This is a genomic window from Pseudodesulfovibrio indicus (assembly GCF_001563225.1).
Lineage (GTDB): Bacteria > Desulfobacterota > Desulfovibrionia > Desulfovibrionales > Desulfovibrionaceae > Pseudodesulfovibrio > Pseudodesulfovibrio indicus.
This window is the reverse complement of the sequence record NZ_CP014206.1, coordinates 1,072,386-1,092,744: the sequence shown is the minus strand read 5'-3', so window position 1 is coordinate 1,092,744 and position 20,359 is coordinate 1,072,386. Positions and strand designations below refer to the sequence as shown.

Sequence of the window (20,359 nt, the reverse complement as noted above, 5' to 3'; positions counted from 1 at the left end):
GATAATGACGGACGACATCACCACGACAGGCGGGGCCGAGGAATACCTATCCCGGAAAGTCGTCGTCGCCTCCGACAACGGGCTGCACGCGCGGCCCGCGGGGCGGCTCGCCCAGGAGGCGCAGGCGTTCGAGGCGGACATCTCTCTGGCCCTGGATGGCCAGACGGTGGACGCCAAGTCCATCCTCGACATCCTGACCCTGGCCGCAGGACCGGGCAACGTCCTGGAGATCCGCGCATCGGGCGCGGACGCCGAGGCCGCCCTGGAGCGACTCGAATCGCTGTTCCTGAACAAATTCGAAGGGGCTTAGATGGCAGACGCGATCCTCACGGGCATACCGGTTGCCACCGGCATTGCCATCGGCAAGGCCTTTTTCGTCAACCGGAACCACATGGCGAACCTGCCCCGGCAGATCGTCGCCTCCGAGGACATGCCTGCGGAGATCGAGCGCCTCCACGCGGCCTTCAAGGACGTGGAAAAGGAGCTGACCGTCATCCGCGCCCAGGTGCCCGAGGAACTCAAGAGCCACGGCTCGCTCATCGACACCCACCTGATGATGCTCAAGGACCCCAAGCTCTCCGGGGCCTCCGAAAAATACATCACCTCCCTCGGCCTGAATGCGGCCTGGGCGCTGGAAAAGGCCGTCTCCGACCAGGAGGCCGCCTTCGAGGCCATCAAGGACCAGTACATCCGCGAGCGCATGCAGGACGTGCGCGTGGTGGCGGACAAGGTGCTGACCAAGCTCATGGGCGTACACACCGACCTGTCCGCCATCTCCGGGCGGGCCATCATCATGGCCCACGACCTGACCCCGGCGGACACCGTCGAGCTCCAGGTGGACAAGATCATGGCCTTTGCCACCGTGCGCGGCGGCAAGACCTCGCACACCGGCATCATGGCCCGGTCGCTCGGCATCCCCGCCCTGGTCGGCGTGGGCCGCCTGGAGGACTCGGTCCACGACGGCGACCTGGTGATCATCGACGGGCTGACCGGCAAGATCGTGGTCAACCCCACCGAGCACGAGCTGGCCGACTACAATGAGCGGGCCGCCCTGTTCGAGGACTACACCCGCAAGATCAAGCGCCACTGCCAGATGCCCGCCGAGACCTTCGACGGGTCGCGGGTCATGGTCTACGCCAACATCGAGCTGGTGGAGGAGGTGGCCGCGGTCATCGACAACGGCGGCGAGGGCGTGGGGCTGTACCGCACCGAGTACGCCTATCTGAACCGGACCACCCTGCCCACCGAGGACGAGCTGGCCGAGAAGTACATCGACCTGGCGGCCATCATGGCCCCGCGCAAGGTGGTCTTCCGCACCCTGGACCTGGGCAGCGACAAATTCATCTCCACCTTCGGCGAGCTGAACGAGACCAACCCGGCCATGGGGCTGCGGGCCATCCGCTTCTGCCTCAAGAACCCCCAGCTGTTCAAGACCCAGCTGCGCGCCATCCTGCGCGCCTCGGCCTACGGCAACGTGTCGCTCATGTTCCCCATGATCTCCGGCGTGAAGGAGGTCCGCCAGGCCAAGGCGTGGCTGGCCCAGGCCAAGGCCGAGCTGCGCCGCGAGGGCGTGGACTACGACCCGGACATGCCCATCGGGACCATGATCGAGCTGCCCGCCGCCGTGCTCATCGCCGAGTTCCTGGCCCACGAGGTGGACTTCTTCTCCATCGGCACCAACGACCTGATCCAGTACTCCATCGGCGTGGACCGCACCAACCGGCACGTGTCCTACCTGTACCAGCCGCTGCACCCGGCCACCCTGCGGGCCATCAAATTGGTGGTTGACGCCGCGCACCAGGCGGGCATAGAAGTGTCGCTCTGCGGTGAGGTGGCGTCCGACCCGTTCTGCGTACCCATCCTGCTCGGCATGGGCATCGATTCCATCTCCATGACCCCGCAGGCCATTCCCGGCATAAAGCGGATCATCCGGCAGACCAACATGCACGACTGCCGCCAGCTCCTCAAGGGCGTCCTGGAGTGCCGCACGGTCAGCCGCATCAACAACCTGGTGATGGACAACATCTTCAAGCATTTCCCGGAGGAAGTGACCTTCTTCTCCTCGCTCCTCGAAAACGACGAGCTGCCCAGCTAGATCATGGCAAAAAAGAAAAACAAGACCCTCTCCCCGGACACCATCGCGGTCAACAAGCAGGCCCGCCGCCTCTACGAGATCCTCGAGACCTTCGAGGCGGGCATCTCCCTGGTCGGCTCCGAGGTCAAGTCCCTGCGCGGCGGCCAGGTATCCTTCAAGGACGGCTACGTCGGCTTCCGCGACGGCTCCGCCTTTCTGCTCGGCGTGCACATCGCGCCCTACGACAAGACCGGGGCATACGACCAGCACGACCCCGAGCGGCCCCGCCGCCTCCTGCTCCACAAGCAGGAGATCGCGACCCTCCAGGCCAAGACCGAACAGAAGGGCCTGACCGTGGTGCCCATGAAGATGTACTTCAGCCGCGGCAAGGTGAAGGTCCAGGTCGGCCTGGGGCGCGGCAAGAACGTCCACTCCAAGAAGCAGGACCTCAAGGAACGCGACATCTCCCGCGACACCCAGCGCCAGCTGGCCGCGTACAAGTAGGTTTTTCGCCTCCGGCGGCCAGGGGGAAGGGGAAGAGGGGAACCCTTTGCAAAGGGTTCCCCTCTTCCCCTTCCCCCCTGGACCCCCCAACCCCATCTCCCTTCCTAAACTCTTTGGGTCGCTGCGCGAGGTGTGGAGATAATCAGAGGCCGCACCGCTTCACGATTCTTTTTCAAAACAATCCCCGCACGAACTTTGCGTCCGCACGGACCTGCCGAAGGCACACAAAAAGTTCTGGAAGGGGGGTCCAGGGGGGAAACCTCTCTCAAGAGGTTTCCCCCCTGGCCGCCGGAGGCATTCCTAGAAAAGGGAGGCCTGGACCTGCGGCTTGTCCTCGGGTTTGACCTTCTTGAAGGTCAGCCGATGGAGGCGGCAAGGGCCGAGGGTGCGGATGGCCTCGACGTGGGCCTTGGTGCCGTAGCCCATGTGGGATTCCAGGCCGTAGCCGGGATAGCGGCGGGCCAAGCGGACCATGAGGCGGTCGCGGAAGGTCTTGGCCAGGACGGACGCGGCGGAGATGGCCGGGACCGAGCCGTCGCCCTTGATGACGAATTCCTGGGGATGTCCAGCTGAAGTGCGTGGCGCGGGATGAGCTTGTCGCCGTCGATGCGCAGGAAGCGCGGCTCGACCTTCATGGCCCGCACCGCCCGGCTCATGGCCCGGAAGGTGGCCTGCAAAATATTGATGGCGTCGATCTCCCACGGCCAGGCCACGCCCACGCCCCAGGCCACGGCCTGCTCCCGGATGAGCGGATACAGCGTTTCCCGCCTGGCCTCGCTGAGCTGCTTGGAGTCGTTCAGCCACGGCAGGTCGTACTCCACCGGCAGGATGCACGCCCCGGCCACCACCGGCCCGGCCAGACACCCCCGCCCGGCCTCGTCCACCCCGGCGATCTCATGGGCTTCGAAACTCCGCCCGCCAAACAACAACACCTGCGCCATCGGTCTTCCTCCGCCCCTGCTTGTGCCTCAAATCGTTCCGAAAAGCCACTCCGAACCGCCCCCGGAAACCAAGGTACCAGACCGTTCCTCCAAGAATCCAAACCACAAAAGCCCGGAGTGTCGCGAGACACTCCGGGCGCAAATTTCACCGGTTTTCTTGCAATATTTTGGAGAAATGGGTGGATGTGCCGACGGGAGCGGAAGCCGAGGCCGTAGCGCATCCCAATAGGCAAGGGTCCGGGTTCCGCGAGCGGCGGTGCAGACGCCCGCCCACCCCAAAACACAAGCACAAAAGCCCGGAGTGTCGATGGACACTCCGGGCATATATTCCTGTCTGATCTTCCTGTAATTTTTTGGAGAAGTGGGTGGCTGTGCCGACGGGAGGCGAATCCGGGGCCGCCGCGTATCCTAATACGCAAGGGTCCGGGTTCCGCGAGCGGCGGTGCAGACGCCCGCCCACCCCAAAACACAAGCACAAAAGCCCGGAGTGTCGATGGACACTCCGGGCATATATTCCTATCTGATCTTCCTGTAATTTTTTGGAGAAGTGGGTGACTGTGCCGACGGGAGGCGAATCCGGGGCCGCCGCGTATCCTAATACGCAAGGGTCCGGATTTGCCGAGCGGCGGTGCAGACGCCCGCTTATCCGAAAAATTACTCCCAGATCTGCTTGGACTTGATGCGGGCGGCCTTACCGCGCAGATTGCGCAGGTAGTAGATGCGCGAGCGGCGGACCTTGCCCTCGGAGACGATTTCCACGCGGTCGATGAACGGGGAGTTCATGGGGAACACGCGCTCCACGCCCACGCCGTCGGAAATCTTGCGCACGGTGAAGGTGGAGTTGGTGGTGCCGCGGCGGCGACGCAGGACCGCGCCCTGGAAGACCTGGATGCGCTCTTTTTCGCCCTCGATGATCCGGTAGTGCACCTTGACGGTGTCGCCGGCCTTGAATTCGGGCATGTCCAAACGAATGTGTTCGGATTCGATTTTCTTGATGATGTCCATGGTGATCTCCTTAAATTTGAGAGTGCTGGACGATGTTCTTGCAGGCAGCGCCCGCCTTTTGTCATCCGCCTCTAGTACTCATCCGCCACGAGCCGGTCCACGATGATCGCCACCGCGCTCCGCACCGACAGATGGTTGTAGTCATCCAAATACCGAAGCGGCCTCACTATGCCGTCCGTCTTGGAGAGGACTTCTTCCGCCAGACCGTGTCCAGTACCAAATATCAATAATACTGGAGTGTTGGCGAGCCAGTTCCGGACATCCCCGAAGGTCAGCGCGGGCTGGGCTTCCCGGCGGCGATCCAGTCTTGCTGAAGTGGCCGCGAGGCGGGGACATTGCCCTGTTTGGGCCTCGATGTCAAGGACCGCACTCTCGATATCGTCAAAAACCTTGACCTTGGAGAAGGCCTCGGCGCGGTCCGGGTTGGCCTTGCCGCCCGCCCCTTCCCGCCAGTGGGAGAGGAGCTTTTCGGCCAGCGCCTTCTGGTCCTGGATGGGCGTGGTGGCATAGAACCCGCCCAGCCCGTAGCTGCGGGCCACGCGGGCCATGTCGTGCAGGTCCAGGTTGGTCACGGACACCGCCACCTTCTCCCCGAACTTGTTGTGCACGGGTAATGGCACAGGGCGATGTACAGGTTGCGCCCCAGCCGGGTGCGCGGCAGGCGGCGCAGGAAATCCACGTCCTCCACGGTCAACCGGGCCGTGGGCAGCAGGTCGGGCCGGTCGCGCAGGGTGGCGGTCAGGGACTGCTCGCGCCGCCACTGGGCGATCTTGCCGTGGTCGCCGGAGCGCAGGACCTCGGGCACGGCCAGGCCGTCGTGCTCCTCGGGCCGGGTGTAGTGCGGGTATTCGAGCAGCCCGGCGGAGAAGGACTCCTCCTCGCCCGAATCCTCGTGGCCCATGAAGCCGGGCAGCAGCCGGGCGATGGCCTCGACCATGCAGACCGCGCCGATCTCGCCGCCGTTGAGCACGAAGTCGCCCACCGAGACCAGCTCGATGGGATAGAGGTCCAGCAGCCGCTCGTCGATGCCCTCGTACCGTCCGCAGATCAGGGTCACGTCCGGCTCGGCGGAGAGCTCGCGGGCCATGGCCTGGTTGAACGGCTTGCCGCGCGGGGAGAGCATCAGGATGCGCCCCTTGGACTCGATGGAATCCAGCGCCGCGATCATGGGATCGAGCTTGAGCAGCATGCCCGGGCCGCCGCCGAAGGGGCGGTCGTCCACGGACTTGTGCACCCCGCCCGCGAACTGGCGGACGTCCACCGGGTCGAGGGTCACCAGGCCGGTCTCCACGGCCTTGGACATCAGCCCGCTGGACAGCGGGGACTCGAAGTAGTGCGGGAAGATGGAGACGAGGTGGAAATTCATGAGGCTTGCGGCTTTTTCGCGCGGGGCGGCCTGGGTTTCTTCGGCTTTGCGGGCTTTTCCGGCGGCGGGGAGAGGTACAGGTCCAGCAGCCCCTCGGGCGGCTCGATGACGATGGTCTCCGAGTCCAGGTCCACGTCCAGGACGAACTCCGGCACGGCGGGCAGCAGGATCTCGACCCCAGCCTCGTTGACGATGACCCAGGTATCCTGTTCGCCGGTCTCGTAGAACCCGGTCAGCTCGCCCACCGGAGACCCGTCGGTCAGGACCACGCGGCAGCCGATGAGTTCGTGGAGGTAAAGCTCGCCGTCCTCCAACTCGGGCAGGTCCTGTTCGCGCACCAGCAGTTCGCGGCCGCGAAGGGCCTCGGCCTGGTCGCGGTCGGTCACCTGGGGCGAGGTCATCAGGATGAGCTCCTTGTGCGGACGCCAGGAAGCGATCTCGATGGGCCTGGGGCGCCCCTTGCCGTCGGACAGGAACAGGGCCGGGACCGCGTCGAAAAGGGCCGGGGAGTCCGCATAGCTTCGTATGCCGAACTCCCCTCGAATTCCGTGCGCCTTGACCACCCCGCCCACGGGGATGAAACCGGGCTCTTTCTTCATGCGCCTTCCGTGCGGTTGGTGCAAAAGACCGGGGCCGCCGCACGGCTTGCGCCGTACGCCGGTCCAGGTCTTCTTTGCGTCCCGCCCGCCTGGAGCGGCGGGCGGACGTGCAATGTTCAGCCGTCCCCGAAGGGGAAAACTACTCGAGGATCTCCAGCACGGACCGTTTCCGGGCCTTGGTGGAGGCGGCTCCGAGCAGCGTGCGCATGGCTCTCGCCGTGCGTCCCTGCTTGCCGATCACCTTGCCGAGGTCTTCCTTGGCCACCTTCAGCTCTATTACCGAGGTCTGCTCGCCTTCGACTTCAGAAACATGCACTTCGTCCGGGTTGTCCACCAGGGACTTGGCAATGTACTCGATCATCTCTTTCAACATGACGTCACCTCCGGTGCTGGCGCGTCGCCGCGCGCCATGAACATGAGCTGCCAAATGTGGTCCGGACTCTTCAAGCCGGGTCTACAAGGCCCGGCCGTCAAAAGAAGCGCAAGCTATTTGCCGGCTTTCTTCAGCAGAGAACGAACCGTATTGCTGGGCTCAGCGCCCTTTTCAAGCCACTTGCTGATCTTGTCCATATCGAGCTGGATGTCGTTCGGCTCGACCATGGGATTGTAGTGTCCCAGGAATTCGACCGGGCGTCCGTCGCGGCGCACGGCGCTGTCGAGAGCCACCACGCGGTAAAAGGGACGCTTCTTGGAACCCATACGGGACAGTCTGATTTTCATAGCCATGATTCTTATACTCCCAATAGTTGATTAATACGTTTTTGCCCACTCATTGGCAAGTTTTATCATTTGAAGGGCCTATTCGCCCTGAACCTACTTTTTCTTCTTTTTCTTGTTCTTCTTTTTGTTCAGCTTTTTCTTGTTGCGCTCTTTGAGCGTCTTCTTGGAGATGGTCCGCTTGGCGCCGTCCTCCTCCATGCCGGGCATACCGGGCATACCGGGCATTCCCGGCATTCCGGGCATGCCGCCGCCCAGGGCGGACATGTCGGGCATTCCGCCGCCGCCCAGTCCGGGAAGCTTGGGCAGGCCGAACTTGCCCTTCTTCTTGCCGCCGCCCATCATGGACTGCATGACCTTGCTCATCTGCTTGAAATTCTTGATGAGCGCGTTGACCTCGGCGACCTTGACGCCGGAGCCCCTGGCGATGCGGTCCTTGCGGGACGCGCTCTTGAGCAGGTCGGGCTGGCGGCGCTCCTTGATGGTCATGGAGGAGATGATCGCCTCGGTGCGCTTCATCTCGTCCTCGGGCAGGGCGTTGTCGCCCAGCTGCTTCATGATGTTGCCCATGCCGGGAATCATCTTGAGCAGCCCCTCCATGGAGCCGAGCTTCTTGAGCTTCTTCATGTGGCCCAGGAAGTCCTCGAAATCGAACTCCGCCTTGGCCATCTTCTCGGCCAGCGCCTTGGCCTCGTCCTCGTCGATCTGGCTCTGGGCCTTCTCGATGAGGGTCATCATGTCGCCCATGCCGAGGATGCGCGACGCGATGCGGTCCGGGTGGAACAGCTCCAGGTCGGACAGCTTCTCGCCCACGCCCACGAACTTGACCGACCGTCCGGTGACGGTCTTGATGGACAGGGCCGCGCCGCCTCGGGCGTCGCCGTCCATCTTGGTCAGGACCACGCCGGTGATGCCGAGCTTCTCGTTGAAGCTCTCGGCCACGGTCACCGCGTCCTGGCCGGTCATGGCGTCGGCCACGAACAAAATTTCCTGCGGCCGACACTCGCGCTTGATGTTCTCAAGCTCGTCCATCAACTTCTCGTCGATGTGCAGCCGGCCCGCGGTGTCGAAGAGCACCAGGTCGCAGCCCAGCTCCTCGGCCTTCTTGAGCGCGTCCTTGCAGATGTCCACCGGGTTCATGTCCGTGGTGGACGGGTAGACCGGCACGTCGAGCTGTTTGGCCAGGGTGTTCAGCTGGTCGATGGCCGCCGGGCGGTAGACGTCCGCCGGGACCAGGTACGGCTTCTTGGCGTGCTGCTTGCGCAGGAAGAGCGCGATCTTGCCCGAGGAGGTGGTCTTGCCCGAACCCTGCAGGCCGACCATCATCAGCTTCAGCGGCTTGGCCTTGAGGTCCAGGTCCTTCGAGCGCGATCTCTGAGGTCGCTGCCCAGTTGCCTGCAGCGCAGCGCTTGCCTTGAGGTCCAGGTCCTTCTGCTCGCCCCCGAGCAGCTCGATGAGCTCCTCGTTGACGATCTTGATGAAGTGCTGGCCGGGCTCCAGGCCCTTCAGAACCTCGTCGCCGAGAGCGCGTTCCTTGACCTGGTCAACGAACTGCTTGACCACCTTGAAGTTGACGTCGGCCTCCAGGAGCGCGAGACGCACCTCCCTCAGACCCTCCTTGATATTGTTCTCGTCAAGGGTCTTTTTGCCGCCCAACTTGGAGAAGGCGGCGCCGAGTCTTTCTTGCAGGCTCTCGAACAACTTATCAACTCCCTGGAATAACTAAATTTATTTCTTTTGGCCGCACGAAAGCCACCGTCCATCGCGGGCAAAGAGGACGTTTGTTAAGCCAGATCGCCCGGATAGTCAAGGGCGGCGCGGCACGGCTCAGAGCAGCGAGCCCTGCCGGGAAGGCGGCGGCGGAACCGGTTCGAGCAGCTCCGGCCCGTCGGCAACGGGCGAATTGACCCGCGCGGACACGGGCCGGGCGCGCATGGCGTCGGCCGGATACGGGACCAGCAGCGGCGCCAGCCCTTCAGGCGATCCCGCGCCGGGGTCGAGCCAGGCCGCCCAGGCCGAGGGCGGCAGGATGACCGGCATGCGGTCGTGGATCTGGGCCACGAGCGCATTGGGTGCGCAGGTCAGGACGGCCAGGGTCTCGAGGAGTCCGCCCGTGGCCGGGTCGGTCCAGACGCTGCCCACGGCGGCCATGGCAAAGCAATCCTCGTCCCGCACCTCCACGGCGAAGGGCGTCCGCACCCGGCCCTCGCGCCGCCACTCGTAAAACGCCTGGGCCGGAACCAGCAGCCGGTCCGAGCGCGCGCCCTCGCGAAAGGACGGCTTGTCGAACACGGTCTCGGCGCGGGCGTTGACCAGCTTCCAGCCGATCTTGGGGTCGTCGGCCCAGGACGGAACCAGCCCCCAGCGGCGGAACACGAAGCCCCGTCCGCTCACGGCGAGCACGTCCGTGCCGGGAGCCGCGTTGTACCGGGGCGCGTATTCTTCGGGTACGGGGAGGCCGAAGACCTCTTCCAGCCGTTTCTTCGGGATGCCGAGGGCGAATCTTCCGCACATGGCTCCCGACATACACCGGCCGTGCCGCTTTTGCCACCCCCGTCCAGCGCCGCTTCCCATCGACTCATTCCGATCGCGTCTGGACACGGAAGAAAGAATGCGGATATAACATTTAAAACCTGATCCCTGAGCAGCATGAACAGCCAAACCCATTCCGCACTCATCTGGACGCCCGAATTGTCCGTCCACATGGAATACCTGGACAACCAGCACCGCAGCATCCTGCGGCTCATCGACACGTGGTGGAACAAGCTCAATTCCGGCAAGTTCAACGCCACCAAGGAAAACCTCGCCAAGATATTCAGCTTCCTGAACCGGTTCACCCAGCAGCACCTGGAGCTTGAGGAGCGCGTCCTGGACATCCTTGAGGACCACTTCGACTACTCCACGGAAACCGTGGCCGGACACAAGATGCGCCACCAGGTGTTCCGCGACGACATCATGGGCCACTTCCACCAGGACATCATGCTCCGGGCGCGGTCCGGCGACAACGGCATGGACCAGCTGCGCCCCATCGCCAAGTGGTGGGTGTCGCACATCAAGACCGAGGACCGGGGCTATGCGGACGTCCTCGCCGCGCTGACCCCGGAACGGCGGGAAGACCTCTACGTCCACCTCATCGACTCCCTGCTGAACAGGCCCATCGTCATCGTGGGCTACAAGCAGTTCATCAAGGCCCTGCGCCAAACCTCCTGACCGGCGGAACCCCGTGACACCCTCTTCCGAACCGACCTTTCTCAAAGTGGTGCTGACCCACTTCGTCCCCTGCTTCTTTGTCGGGGCGATCCTTCTGCTGGCGGCCAAGCAGGCCGGGTTGCCCGACCTTCTTCCCCAAAACGGGGTTGGGGACCTGGCCGGAGGCGCGCTCAACGGGCTGGCCGTGGCCGGGCTGATCACGGTCTTCCACCTGCGCCGCAACCTCACCGCCCGCCGCAGTGCGATCGGCCGCGTGCCGGTGTCCCGGGCCTTCATCCGCAAGGCCGCCCTGGCCGGGTTCCTGGGCGGGGCCGCGGACGTGCTGCTGACCACCGGAAGCTGGACCGTCCTGGCCCTGTCCGCGATCATCTGGACCATCCTGATCTGGAATCTGCGGGCCTTCATCCGCCGCACGGAGATCATGCTCCGGCCCGGCAGCGTCATCACCTGGGAAGACGTGGGCGAGCTGCTGCGCATCTACCTCACCACGCTCATCGGGTTCACCCTGGTCAACGCGGCCCTGGACGGATTGCACATCCTGGCCGGAGCGCCGCCCGCCTTCGGTTTCCCCGACAACGGGGACAGCCTGGTCAACGCCCTGTATTTCACGGTGGTGACCATGACCACCCTGGGATTCGGCGACTTCGTGCCCCGGACCGGAGACGCCAAGGGGCTGCTCATCATCCAGAGCCTGCTCAGCTATTTCATGTTCGCGCTCATGGTCGGGATCATCACCCGCGGAGTGACCGGGAAACGACCTTCGGACAGGGAGTAGCCCGCCGGATTGTGCATCCGCTGTGCAACGGGTTGCCAGCAGGACGCGATGGGTATAGGGACCCGCCAGACAAGACAGGTCCCCATGAAAATCACACCCGCCCGATTCCGGCTGGCCGTCCAGGCCGGCTTCGCCCTATTCTGCCTCTACGTCGGCTACCGCTTCGTCCTCTTCCTGGACTGGGTTTCGGGCCGCACCGAGCTGTTCACCCCCAAACCGGGCGCGGTGGAGGGCTTTCTGCCCATCAGCGCCCTGCTCGGCCTGCGCAAGTTCCTGGCCACCGGGCTGTGGGACCGGGCGCATCCGGCCGGATTGACCATCTTCCTGGCAATCCTGGCCATGGCGTTCCTTCTGCGCAAGGGATTTTGCGGCTACGTCTGCCCGGTGGGGCTGCTCTCCGGCCTGCTGGAGCGGGCCGGACGTCGGCTGGGGCTGGCCAAGGTCCCGCCCCGCTTCATCGACCTGCCCCTGCGCTCCCTCAAGTTCCTGTTCCTCGGCGCGTTCCTGTTCCCGGTCCTGACCATGGACGGGCGCTCCCTGGACGCTTTCCTGCGCAGCCCGTTCAACGTCACGTCCGACGCCCGGATGCTCGACTTCTTCCTGTCGCCGTCGGCCACGGCCCTGCTGGTCATCGGGGTGCTGATCGCGCTCTCGCTGGTGATCCGCAATTTCTGGTGCCGCTGCCTCTGCCCCTACGGGGCGCTGCTCGGCCTGGCCGCCTGGGTCGGGCCGGTGCACGTCACCCGCGACGCGGACACCTGCGTAGGCTGCGGAAAGTGCACGGCCCGCTGCCCGGCCGCCATCGAGGTGGAGAAGAAGGAGACGGTGACGTCCCCGGAATGCATGGGGTGCGCGGAGTGCATCGGGGCCTGCCCGGTGAGGGGGTGCCTCGCCTTCACCGTGCTCGGGCGCAAACGAATCCCCTGGGCCTCGGTGGGCGCGGGCGTGATCCTGGTCCTGCTGATCGCCCGGATATGGGCGGGGTACGCCGGGAACTGGGACAGCGCCATGCCGCAGGAGATGCTCCGGCGGTTCTACACGCTGGGCGCCATGTAGCGCCCTACTCGGCGCAGTCCACGCAGTAGCCGGTCTCGGGCATGGCCTTGAGCCGGGCCATGGGGATCGGCTCCCCGCAGTCCAGACACAGGCCGAAATCCTCGTCGTCCACCCGCTTCACCGCCTCCTGGAGCCGGGCCAGGCGCACCCTGGCCTTGGACAGCTGGGTCTCGGCCACGGACTGGTTGACGATGGTGTCCATGCGCGAGATGCGCCCGATGGCGTTGTCCGGAGCCACCGGCTTGACCTGCTCCTCCAGGCGGGGAATCTCCGCCTTCAGCGCCGTCATTTCCTCTTTCGCGAACTTGATGAATTCCTCTTTCTGGCGCTCGGTCAACGAAGCCTCCCCAGTCGCTGCATAGCATCCTCCAATATATCCATTTCCTTGGCGAAGCAGAACCGCGCCAGGGTTTCGCCCACCGGCCCGGAATAGAACGCCGAGCCGGGCACGCAGGCCACGCCGGTCTTGTCCAGCAGGTACAGGGCGCGCTCCTTGGCCGTGTTTCCCGGCAGGGACGTGACGTCCGCCAGGGTGTAATACGCCCCCGCCGGGACGTGCGGGGTCAGGCCGATCCCGCGCAGGGTCTCGCAGAACCGGTCGCGCTTGAGCTGATGGTCGTCGGAGATGCCCCGGTAATAATCCGGGCCGAGCTCCTCCAGCCCCTTGGCCGCGCCGATCTGGAGCGGGGCCGGGGCGCAGACGTAGACCAGGTCGCTGAAGTGGCCTATGGCCAGCGCCCACTCCGGGTCGCAAATGGCGTAGCCCAGCCGCCAGCCGGTGATGGCGAAGACCTTGGACAGCCCGGAGATGGTGATGGTCCTGCGGGCCATGCCCGGCAGGGTGGCCGGGGCGATGTGCGTGTGACCGTCGAACACGAAATGCTCGTAGATCTCATCGGTGAACACGAAGAGATCGTGCGCCTCGGCGAAGTCGGCGATGAGCGCAAGCTCCTCGCGGCTGAAGACCTTGCCCGCCGGATTGGACGGGGTGTTCAGGATCAGGGCGCGGGTCTTGGGGCTGACCGCCCGCTCCAGGTCCGCCGCCGCGAAACCCCAGTCTGGCGGCTCCAGGGTGACGGAGACCGGCTTGATGCCCAGCGAGACCATGGTCACGATGTGGTAACCGTAGTACGGTTCGAACACGATAACCTCGTCGCCCTCGTCGAGCAGGGCGAGGCAGGCGGCGTAGAACGCCCCCGTGGCCCCGGCGGAGACCACCACCTGGCCGTCCGGGTCCACGTCCATGCCCGCATACGCCTTCTGCTTGGCGGCCACGGCGTTGCGCAGGCGCGGCAGCCCGTCGAACCGGGTATAGATGTTGGTCCCGGCCCGCATGGCCTCCTCCGCGCCCCGGATGACCGGTTCCGGCACGGGCAGGTCGCACACGCCCTGGGCGAGGTTCACGCCGGACACCCTGGCGCATTCCAGGGTCATGTTCCGGATTTCGGACTGCGCGACGAGCGGTCTGCGCTTGCTCACTTTCAGCGACATGGGGTATTCTCCAATTGCAAATGTCCAACAGATAGCGAGGAAACACCATATATGACTTCCCTTAGGAATAAAACCCTGGTGCTCACCGGGGCTTCCGCCGGCATCGGCGCGGCCCTGGCCGAAGAGCTGGCCCGCGCGGGCGTGAACCTGGTCCTGGGCGCGCGCACCGAATCGAGACTCACCGAAGTTCGGAACCGGTGCCGGGCGCACAAGGTCCGCGCCGAATGTCTGGCCGGGGACGTGTCGTCCAGCAACGTGGCCCAGGAGCTGGTCCAGACGGCTTTCGAGCTGGGCGATTTCCACGGCTTCATCCACGCCGCCGGAGTGCTCGCGCCCGGCCCCTCGGTCTGGGAGCTGAACAAGACCCGGTTCCAGGAGGTCTTCGACGCCTCGGTCATCGGCGCGCACCAGCTCATGCGCCACGCCGTTCCCCTGCTCCTGAAGCGCGGCTCGGGGCTGGCCGTGTTCTTCGGCTCCGGCGCGGCGGACCGCGTCCAGCCCGGCATCGGCACCTACTGCGCGGCCAAGGCCGCCGAGGAGCACCTGGCCCGCCAACTGGCCGAGGAGGCCCCGAAGATCACCTCCGTGATCTGGCGGCCCGGCGTGGTCGAGACCGACATGCAGCGCGAGGCGCGCCAGGCCGAGGGCGGCGAGGCCCAGCGGCTGCGGGCGGTCTTCACCAAATGGAAGCGGGACGGCCTGCTCCTCACCCCGCAGCAGTCCGCGCGGGGGCTGGTGGACTTCCTCAAGGGCGATCCGCGCACCTACCACGGCAAGATTGCGGACATACGGGAAATCTGAAACCTACATAGGAGGGATAATGATTGATCTGCCCAACAGAGATAAACGAAAAGAGTTTACACGAGCTCTATTGAAATCTATTGCCCAAGCGACTCCCATTAGCGCAGTTGCAGCTGAATTCTTTGGATATTTATCACCATCAGATTTGGAAAATGAGATACTCAGATGGCAAGAAGATATCACTTCCAAAGTAAATTCACATGATGAACTGCTTACGATTCACGACAGCATTTTAAATCCCCCCCCGATTGAACTAATTGGGGTAGCCAAGGATTTAGCTATCTACTTTACCCAAAATTCAAAGAAGGGAATGTTCAACATATATGGATACTCAGACATCACAAAAGAACTCCCTGCAATCGAAAAACAGGCACTTGATGAAGCTTTACATGAGCTTGAACAGTTAGGCCTGATTAATATTTCTCAGTCCTTAAATGGGATAAGCCACATTAGTTCAACCATAAATCTACACATTTCGGTTGATCCACCGGTTTTAGGTAACAACCCAATCGAGGACGCAAAAACCATAAGCAGCTTGATGCTTAACAACGAAGAATTATCGTCGATAGTCAAACTAGAAAAGCACTTAGGCTGGGACCTTCGCCGTCTTAATCCCGCCATCTGGTACTTGAAAGATGTAGTTTTACCGGAGAACAAACACAGTAAGACATTACATCCAGACTATCCAACAACCTCTTTTATAATCGGCAGCGGTGAACGGCTGATATTAAAACAATTTTTAAATGGATAACCGCCATTGCCAATGGTATAAACTAAACCTGAAAACTCTAAAACTCTTAAAGGGGCGTTCATGAGAAAGTTTCATTATGCATTTTTCCTGCTCCTGGCCCTGTTCCTGCTTGCCGGTTGCTCCGGCGACGAGGTCGCCGACGACCCGAAGCTGTCCGACGAGGGCAAGGAGATCGCCTCCGCCGTGGGCGGCCCCTTCACCGCCGACGAGTTTGAAAAATTCCTGGCCGACCTGCCCGCCATTCCCGGCCTGACGACCCAGGGCCAGCAGGATATGGGCGAGGTCTCCGACGGGCCCTTGTCCGCCGCCATCCTGGGCGCGGTCAAGGCGCGCGGCTGGTCCGAAGAGCGGTTCATGTACATCTACAGCCACGCCATGACCATGATGAACGTGGAGCAGATGCACCGCGCCATGGGCCAGATGCAGGAGCAGTTCAAGGACATGCCCGCCGAGCAGCGCCAGGCCATGGAGCAGATGATGGGCCAGCAGCTTTCCGGCCAGATGGAGGCCTACCAGGCCGAAGTGGACAAGCAGGTCCCGGCCTCGGAGCAGGCCATCATCCTGGACAACATGGACGGGCTGTACAAGGCCCTGGGCATGCAGCGATAGCCGGACCGATGATCGAACTGCTTCCCCTTTGGGGGCTGACCCCGGGCAGGCTGCGGACCGACATCCCCCTGCCCGGCAGTCCCGACCGCTGCCTGCAGCGGCAGGCCGTGGAGGACGGCGACGGCAAGGTCTGGGTCCTGGAGCGGTTGCGGCCGGGCCAGGAACCGCGCCGCGAGCGCATCGGCCGCGCCCTGGCCGCGCTGGCCGGGGCCGGGCTGCCCGTGCCGCCCTACCTTCCCGGCCCGGACGGACGGTACGTCGTGGAGCGCGACAACCATTGCCACCAGCTCTCCCCCTTTGTCCCCGGCGATCCCCTGCCCCGGCCGGAGTTCATCCGCGACGGGGCTCGCGGCGAGAACCTGGGCCGGTTCCTGGCCGGACTGCGCCACGCTTCCCCCACGTCCGCGAGTTCGACGCCGAGCCGCCCTTCCTCCTTGAGGGATACGTGGACGAGCTGATGGCGGCCATGGCCTCGCGCCGCCCGGACCTGCACGACGTCCTGCTGCCCACCCTGTCCGCGCTGCTGCCCCTGTTCGAAGGCTGGGACGACCTGCCGCGCGGACTCTGCCACGGCGATTTCCATCCCCTGAACGTGATCTGGCGGGGCCGCTCCGTGGGCGCGGTCATCGACTGGGAGTTCGCGGGCATCCGCCCCGTCCTGTTCGACGCGGCCAACTGCCTGGGCTGCGTGGGCATCGAGGACCCGCCCGCCCTGGTGCGCGGACTGGCCCCGGCCCTGCTCCTGACCCTGCGCGACGCGGGCTGCCTGGACCGGAAATCCCTGGCCCTGCTGCCCGAGCTGGTCCTGGCCGTGCGCTTCGCCTGGATGTCCGAATGGCTGCGGCGCCGGGACCAGGAGATGATCGACACCGAGGCCCGGTTCATGCGGCTCCTGGCCAACTCCCTGGACACCCTGCTGCCCGCCTGGAACAAACTGCTCGGAGAATGATGCGCTTCCTGAACACCTACGCCCGACTGCCCGAGACCTTCTTTCAACGGATCGACCCCGACCCGGTGAGCACCCCGTCGCTCATCCGCCTGAACCGCGCCCTGGCCCACCGCCTGGACCTGGACCTGCCCGACGACGCGGCGCAACTGGCCGAGATCTTCACCGGCAACCGACTGCTGAACGGCTCCGAGCCCATTGCCCAGGCCTATGCGGGCCACCAGTTCGGCCACTTCGTGCCGCAGCTCGGCGACGGCCGGGCGCACCTCCTGGGCGAGGTCGTCAACAACGCGGGGGAGCGGTTCGAGATCCAGCTCAAGGGATCGGGCCGCACCCGGTTCTCGCGCGGCGGCGACGGGCGCTCCCCCCTGGGGCCGGTGCTGCGCGAATACATCGTCAGCGAGGCCATGCACGCGCTCGGCATCCCCACCACGCGCGGGCTGGCCATGGCCGCCACGGGCGAGACCGTGCACCGCGAGACCCCGCTGCCCGGCGCGGTCATGACCCGCGTGGCGTCGAGCTTCGTGCGCGTCGGCACCTTCGAATATTTCGCGTCCCGGCGCATGGAAAACGAACTCAGACTTCTGGCCGACCACGTCATCGACCGCCTCTATCCCGACGTGCGCGGGGCAGCCAACCCGTACCTCGCCCTGTTCCAGGCGGTCTGCGAGCGCCAGGCGCGGCTCATGGCCAAGTGGATGTGCGTCGGCTTCGTGCACGGGGTCATGAACACGGACAACACCGCCGTGTCCGGCGAGACCATCGACTACGGGCCGTGCGCCTTTATCGACGAGTACGACCCCGGCGCCGTGTTCAGCTCCATCGACCACACCGGGCGCTACGCCTTCAACCAGCAGCCGACCATCGCGGCCTGGAACCTGGCCTGTCTCGGCGGCTGCCTCATCCCCCTGCTCGGCCCGGACGAAAACACGGCGCACGAAGCGGGCGAAGCGGTCCTCGAAGGGTTCATCCCGGCCTTCACCCGCCACTACCGCGAGCAACTGTGCCGCAAGATCGGGCTGCCCGACAGCGACACGAATTTTACCCTTGCGCGCGGATTCCTCGACCTCCTGCGCCGCGCCCGCGCCGATTTCACCAACACCTTCCGCGCCCTGTCCCGGGCGACCGAAGATCCCGAACCGCTGCGCGCCGCGCTTAACGATCCCGAAGCGCTCGCCCCCTGGTTCGCCGACTGGAACGGAGCCCTCCGGGACGCGGGGGTCGCCGATCCCGGCCCCGCCATGCGCGCCGCCAACCCGGCCCTCATCCCGCGCACCCACCGCATCGAGCAGGCCATCCGGGCCGCCGTGGAAGACAACGACTCCACCCCGGCCGACCGGCTCATCGATGCCCTGGCCAATCCCTATGAGGACCGGACCGAATACGCCGACCTCGCCGCGCCGCCCCAACCCCACGAGCGCGTCCACCAAACCTTCTGCGGCACATAGGAAGCCTCCGGCGGCCGAGGGAAGGGGAGGAAAAACCCTTTGAAAAGGGTTCTTTCCTCCCCTTCCCCCGGACCCCCATCCCCTCCTTTTCCCAAACTTTCTGGTGCCGCTTCGCGGGGGCGGAGACGGGACAAAGGGTTCCGGTTCGTCAATGAACCGGAACCCTTTGTCCTGGGCGATAAAAGAAATCGGGTGCGCCAGCACCCATAAAAAAAGACCCCACCATCAGATGAAGTCCCAACCGCCCCCTTGGAGCGATTCGGGCGGCGCAGCCGCCCGACAGCGGCTCTCCGCCCCGGAATAGGCTTGGGAGAGTGGGTCAGCCGTGCATTTTCTCGGACCCGAGACAACCGCAGCGTAGCTTACTACGCGAGGATTGGATCGGGGCCGAAAAATGTGCGGATGGCCCGCTATCGCAAGCCGCCCCGCGTTAGTCCTCGAAATCAGCGGCCAGGGCCGCGATCTCCTCGCGGATGATGCGGGCGGCTTCCGCCGGGACCATCTTGGCGATCTCGTCGCGCAGCCGCCGTTCCAGCTCTTCCACGCGGTCCTCCAGCAACCGGACCTTGTCCTGGAGCTCGCCGATGGTGGCTTCGCCCGCCTCGCTCCGGGCCTCGGCCAGGAGCTGGTCCACGTCCACATCGTCGGACACGTCCATGCCCGCGTCCGGGGGCATGGCCTCGGCGGTCAGCACGTCCTCCAGGGACTCCTCGTCCAGGCCGAGCATGCCCATGTCCTCGTCCTCGCCCTGATCGGCGTCCATGACGTCGGAAACGTCCACCTCGACGTTGTCGAGCAGGGAGTCCACGTCCTCGATATCGTCGTCGTCCAGCCCTTCCAGGCCGGTCAGTTCGGCGTCGGTCGCGAATTCCGGTTCCGGCTCCGTTTCGGGCTCGGCGTAGGCCTCGAACTCAGGTTCCGGTTCCTCTTCGGGTTCGGCATAAGCCTCGAACTCAGGTTCCGGCTCCGGCTCCTCTTCGGGTTCGGCCTCGACAGGCGTGGCGGCGCGCTGGAACACGTTGCCCGCCACGACCAACGGCTCGGGGGCGGGCTCCGGCTCGATGACCGGTTCGGGCTCAACCTCAGGCTCTATTTCGGGCTCGGGCTCTATCTCGGGTTCGATTTCGGGCACAGGCACAGGCTCAGGCTCGGCCGCGACTTCCGGTTCGGATTCGAGCTCAGGCTCAAAATCGAGTTGGGCTTCGGGCTCAAGTTCAAGTTCGGGCTCCGATTCGGCTTCAAGCTCAAGTTCCGGCTCGTCCATGAGGGACTCGATGTCCTCGTCGGCAACGGCCTCTTCGACCGGCACCTCGTCGGCCCCCTCATCGGCGGACACGATGTCCATCATGTCTTCGGGGTCCAGGGAAATCTCCGGTTCCGGGGAAATTTCGGATTCCGGTTCCATTTCGGTCCCGGCGGTCTCCTCGATCAGGGCGTCGAGGTCCATGATGTCGTCGGTATCATCGTCCGCTTCGCCCGGCTCTTCCACCAGGTCGTCCAGGTCGATGACCGGCTCGACCTCTTCGGATTCGTCCGTCACGGTATCGTCCGGCTCGGCGATGTCGTCCACCAGTGCCTCGATGTCCTCCGGTCCGGGAGCCGGTTCCGGCTCCACCGGCTCGGCGGCGGCCGCCCCGCTCTCGGCGGGCAGTCCCTCGATCACGTCTTCGAGGATGATCAGATCGTCGTCATCGTCGTCCAGGCCGGGCAGGGCGTCCAGGTCTTCCAGACCGTCCGCGGAATCCGCCGCGGACGCGACCTCCTCCACGATGTCGTCCAGGATCAGCGGCTCCTCGTCCTCCTCGTCCTCCAGCAGCACGGGACCTTCGCTCTCGTCCACAGCGGGTGCGAGATCGTCCGCGAACAGGTCTTCGAGCTCCTGCTCGAAGTCCGCGTCCACGGTCTCGGGGTCCAGTTCCTTGTGGTCTGCTGCAGGATCGTTCAAGACTTCGCTCACTTCGAGCTTGTCATCGGTGGGAGGCGGGGGAGCCGGGGTCATTGTTACCTCCGGAGGACAGGTTTAAAAAGGGGGGCCGTTCTGGACAGCCCCCCTACGATTCATCCTT

Annotated in this window: 21 protein-coding genes and 2 pseudogenes; 12 read left to right on the top strand and 11 right to left on the bottom strand. The window is 64.6% G+C overall.

Translation table 11 applies throughout. The features are described from left to right. The first annotated feature begins 4 nt into the window (after positions 1-4). From AWY79_RS05065 to smpB, 3 genes are read left to right on the top strand one after another with little or no spacing between them, the layout of a single operon-like run. Entirely contained in the window at positions 5-310 is a 306-nt protein-coding gene (locus AWY79_RS05065; protein ID WP_066801155.1) for an HPr family phosphocarrier protein, read from the top strand. Further along, complete coding sequence (gene ptsP, locus AWY79_RS05060) at positions 311-2,095, top strand: phosphoenolpyruvate--protein phosphotransferase (RefSeq protein ID WP_066801153.1); 1,785 nt, start codon at positions 311-313, stop codon at positions 2,093-2,095. It abuts the gene before it with no gap. Between the two features lie 3 nt (positions 2,096-2,098). Beyond that, the gene (gene smpB / locus AWY79_RS05055; RefSeq protein WP_066801150.1) at positions 2,099-2,578 is read left to right on the top strand and encodes an SsrA-binding protein SmpB; all 480 of its coding nucleotides are present in this window, start codon (positions 2,099-2,101) and stop codon (positions 2,576-2,578) included. A 300-nt stretch (positions 2,579-2,878) separates the two neighbouring features. Here the strand turns inward: smpB and AWY79_RS05050 are convergent. The 8 genes and pseudogenes from AWY79_RS05050 to AWY79_RS05015 all read right to left on the bottom strand — a co-directional run bounded on the left by AWY79_RS05050 (position 2,879) and on the right by AWY79_RS05015 (position 9,720). Continuing rightward, positions 2,879-3,519 (bottom strand): annotated as a pseudogene (locus AWY79_RS05050) (ribonuclease HII). A 654-nt stretch (positions 3,520-4,173) separates the two neighbouring features. Continuing rightward, a complete protein-coding gene (gene rplS / locus AWY79_RS05045; RefSeq protein ID WP_066801148.1) occupies positions 4,174-4,524 on the bottom strand; it encodes a 50S ribosomal protein L19 in 351 nt (116 codons plus the stop codon). A gap of 71 nt (positions 4,525-4,595) precedes the next feature. Further along, positions 4,596-5,890: pseudogene (trmD, locus tag AWY79_RS05040) on the bottom strand (tRNA (guanosine(37)-N1)-methyltransferase TrmD). After that, positions 5,887-6,489 carry a ribosome maturation factor RimM gene (gene rimM / locus AWY79_RS05035; RefSeq protein WP_066801145.1) on the bottom strand — a complete coding sequence of 201 codons (603 nt, stop codon included), beginning with the start codon at positions 6,487-6,489 and terminating at the stop codon, positions 5,887-5,889. The pseudogene trmD and the gene rimM overlap by 4 nt, the downstream one beginning before the upstream one ends. Positions 6,490-6,628: 139 nt before the next feature. Next, a complete protein-coding gene (locus AWY79_RS05030; protein ID WP_015414977.1) occupies positions 6,629-6,862 on the bottom strand; it encodes a KH domain-containing protein in 234 nt (77 codons plus the stop codon). Positions 6,863-6,975: 113 nt separating this feature from the next. Continuing rightward, positions 6,976-7,215 (bottom strand): 30S ribosomal protein S16, encoded by a 240-nt coding sequence (rpsP, locus tag AWY79_RS05025; protein WP_066801141.1) that lies wholly within the window; start codon positions 7,213-7,215, stop codon positions 6,976-6,978. A gap of 87 nt (positions 7,216-7,302) precedes the next feature. Next, complete coding sequence (gene ffh, locus AWY79_RS05020) at positions 7,303-8,907, bottom strand: signal recognition particle protein (protein WP_066801138.1); 1,605 nt, start codon at positions 8,905-8,907, stop codon at positions 7,303-7,305. Between the two features lie 126 nt (positions 8,908-9,033). After that, entirely contained in the window at positions 9,034-9,720 is a 687-nt protein-coding gene (locus AWY79_RS05015) for an SOS response-associated peptidase (RefSeq protein ID WP_066801136.1), read from the bottom strand. A 135-nt stretch (positions 9,721-9,855) separates the two neighbouring features. Between AWY79_RS05015 and AWY79_RS05010 the strand changes: the two genes are divergently transcribed. The 3 genes from AWY79_RS05010 to AWY79_RS05000 all read left to right on the top strand — a co-directional run bounded on the left by AWY79_RS05010 (position 9,856) and on the right by AWY79_RS05000 (position 12,247). Next, positions 9,856-10,416, top strand: a complete 561-nt coding sequence (locus AWY79_RS05010) for a bacteriohemerythrin (protein WP_066801134.1) — start codon at positions 9,856-9,858, stop codon at positions 10,414-10,416. A gap of 13 nt (positions 10,417-10,429) precedes the next feature. Next, complete coding sequence (locus AWY79_RS05005) at positions 10,430-11,191, top strand: potassium channel family protein (RefSeq protein WP_066801131.1); 762 nt, start codon at positions 10,430-10,432, stop codon at positions 11,189-11,191. Between the two features lie 84 nt (positions 11,192-11,275). Further along, a complete protein-coding gene (locus AWY79_RS05000; RefSeq protein ID WP_078063619.1) occupies positions 11,276-12,247 on the top strand; it encodes a 4Fe-4S binding protein in 972 nt (323 codons plus the stop codon). A gap of 4 nt (positions 12,248-12,251) precedes the next feature. On the opposite strand, the gene AWY79_RS04995 is transcribed toward AWY79_RS05000, so the two are convergent. Next, on the bottom strand, positions 12,252-12,584 hold the full coding sequence (locus AWY79_RS04995; RefSeq protein WP_066801126.1) for a TraR/DksA family transcriptional regulator: 333 nt from the start codon (positions 12,582-12,584) through the stop codon (positions 12,252-12,254). Further along, on the bottom strand, positions 12,581-13,738 hold the full coding sequence (locus AWY79_RS04990) for a pyridoxal phosphate-dependent aminotransferase (protein ID WP_066801115.1): 1,158 nt from the start codon (positions 13,736-13,738) through the stop codon (positions 12,581-12,583). Before AWY79_RS04990 ends, AWY79_RS04995 begins: the two co-directional genes overlap by 4 nt. A gap of 51 nt (positions 13,739-13,789) precedes the next feature. Between AWY79_RS04990 and AWY79_RS04985 the strand changes: the two genes are divergently transcribed. Genes AWY79_RS04985 through AWY79_RS04970 form a run of 6 tightly spaced genes read left to right on the top strand, consistent with a single transcriptional unit; the run spans position 13,790 to position 18,293 of the window. Continuing rightward, positions 13,790-14,539 (top strand): SDR family NAD(P)-dependent oxidoreductase, encoded by a 750-nt coding sequence (locus AWY79_RS04985; RefSeq protein ID WP_066801112.1) that lies wholly within the window; start codon positions 13,790-13,792, stop codon positions 14,537-14,539. Positions 14,540-14,558: 19 nt separating this feature from the next. Further along, positions 14,559-15,290: a hypothetical protein gene (locus AWY79_RS18655; RefSeq protein ID WP_133987233.1), complete on the top strand. Its 732-nt coding sequence runs from the start codon at positions 14,559-14,561 to the stop codon at positions 15,288-15,290. Positions 15,291-15,350: 60 nt separating this feature from the next. After that, positions 15,351-15,899, top strand: a complete 549-nt coding sequence (locus AWY79_RS04980) for a lipoprotein (protein ID WP_066801109.1) — start codon at positions 15,351-15,353, stop codon at positions 15,897-15,899. A gap of 8 nt (positions 15,900-15,907) precedes the next feature. Beyond that, the gene (locus tag AWY79_RS19285; RefSeq protein ID WP_233491007.1) at positions 15,908-16,357 is read left to right on the top strand and encodes a phosphotransferase; all 450 of its coding nucleotides are present in this window, start codon (positions 15,908-15,910) and stop codon (positions 16,355-16,357) included. Then, complete coding sequence (locus tag AWY79_RS19280; protein ID WP_233491006.1) at positions 16,345-16,848, top strand: phosphotransferase; 504 nt, start codon at positions 16,345-16,347, stop codon at positions 16,846-16,848. The genes AWY79_RS19285 and AWY79_RS19280 overlap by 13 nt, the downstream gene beginning before the upstream one ends. Beyond that, on the top strand, positions 16,845-18,293 hold the full coding sequence (locus AWY79_RS04970) for a protein adenylyltransferase SelO (RefSeq protein WP_233491005.1): 1,449 nt from the start codon (positions 16,845-16,847) through the stop codon (positions 18,291-18,293). The genes AWY79_RS19280 and AWY79_RS04970 overlap by 4 nt, the downstream gene beginning before the upstream one ends. Before the next feature lie 430 nt (positions 18,294-18,723). Here the strand turns inward: AWY79_RS04970 and AWY79_RS18960 are convergent, their stop codons facing one another. Then, entirely contained in the window at positions 18,724-20,292 is a 1,569-nt protein-coding gene (locus tag AWY79_RS18960; RefSeq protein ID WP_066801105.1) for a hypothetical protein, read from the bottom strand. Positions 20,293-20,359 lie beyond the last annotated feature (67 nt).

Coding starts and splice junctions, on each gene's coding strand:
- AWY79_RS04980 (WP_066801109.1), top strand. CDS start 15,351: ATGAGAAAGTTTCATTATGCATTTTTCCTGCTCCTGGCCCTGTTCCTG.
- AWY79_RS05015 (WP_066801136.1), bottom strand. CDS start 9,720: ATGTGCGGAAGATTCGCCCTCGGCATCCCGAAGAAACGGCTGGAAGAG.
- AWY79_RS18655 (WP_133987233.1), top strand. CDS start 14,559: ATGATTGATCTGCCCAACAGAGATAAACGAAAAGAGTTTACACGAGCT.
- ptsP (WP_066801153.1), top strand. CDS start 311: ATGGCAGACGCGATCCTCACGGGCATACCGGTTGCCACCGGCATTGCC.
- AWY79_RS04990 (WP_066801115.1), bottom strand. CDS start 13,738: ATGTCGCTGAAAGTGAGCAAGCGCAGACCGCTCGTCGCGCAGTCCGAA.
- rplS (WP_066801148.1), bottom strand. CDS start 4,524: ATGGACATCATCAAGAAAATCGAATCCGAACACATTCGTTTGGACATG.
- AWY79_RS05010 (WP_066801134.1), top strand. CDS start 9,856: ATGAACAGCCAAACCCATTCCGCACTCATCTGGACGCCCGAATTGTCC.
- rpsP (WP_066801141.1), bottom strand. CDS start 7,215: ATGGCTATGAAAATCAGACTGTCCCGTATGGGTTCCAAGAAGCGTCCC.
- AWY79_RS05065 (WP_066801155.1), top strand. CDS start 5: ATGACGGACGACATCACCACGACAGGCGGGGCCGAGGAATACCTATCC.
- AWY79_RS05030 (WP_015414977.1), bottom strand. CDS start 6,862: ATGTTGAAAGAGATGATCGAGTACATTGCCAAGTCCCTGGTGGACAAC.
- AWY79_RS19285 (WP_233491007.1), top strand. CDS start 15,908: ATGATCGAACTGCTTCCCCTTTGGGGGCTGACCCCGGGCAGGCTGCGG.
- rimM (WP_066801145.1), bottom strand. CDS start 6,489: ATGAAGAAAGAGCCCGGTTTCATCCCCGTGGGCGGGGTGGTCAAGGCG.
- AWY79_RS04985 (WP_066801112.1), top strand. CDS start 13,790: ATGACTTCCCTTAGGAATAAAACCCTGGTGCTCACCGGGGCTTCCGCC.
- AWY79_RS04970 (WP_233491005.1), top strand. CDS start 16,845: ATGATGCGCTTCCTGAACACCTACGCCCGACTGCCCGAGACCTTCTTT.
- smpB (WP_066801150.1), top strand. CDS start 2,099: ATGGCAAAAAAGAAAAACAAGACCCTCTCCCCGGACACCATCGCGGTC.
- AWY79_RS05000 (WP_078063619.1), top strand. CDS start 11,276: ATGAAAATCACACCCGCCCGATTCCGGCTGGCCGTCCAGGCCGGCTTC.
- AWY79_RS18960 (WP_066801105.1), bottom strand. CDS start 20,292: ATGACCCCGGCTCCCCCGCCTCCCACCGATGACAAGCTCGAAGTGAGC.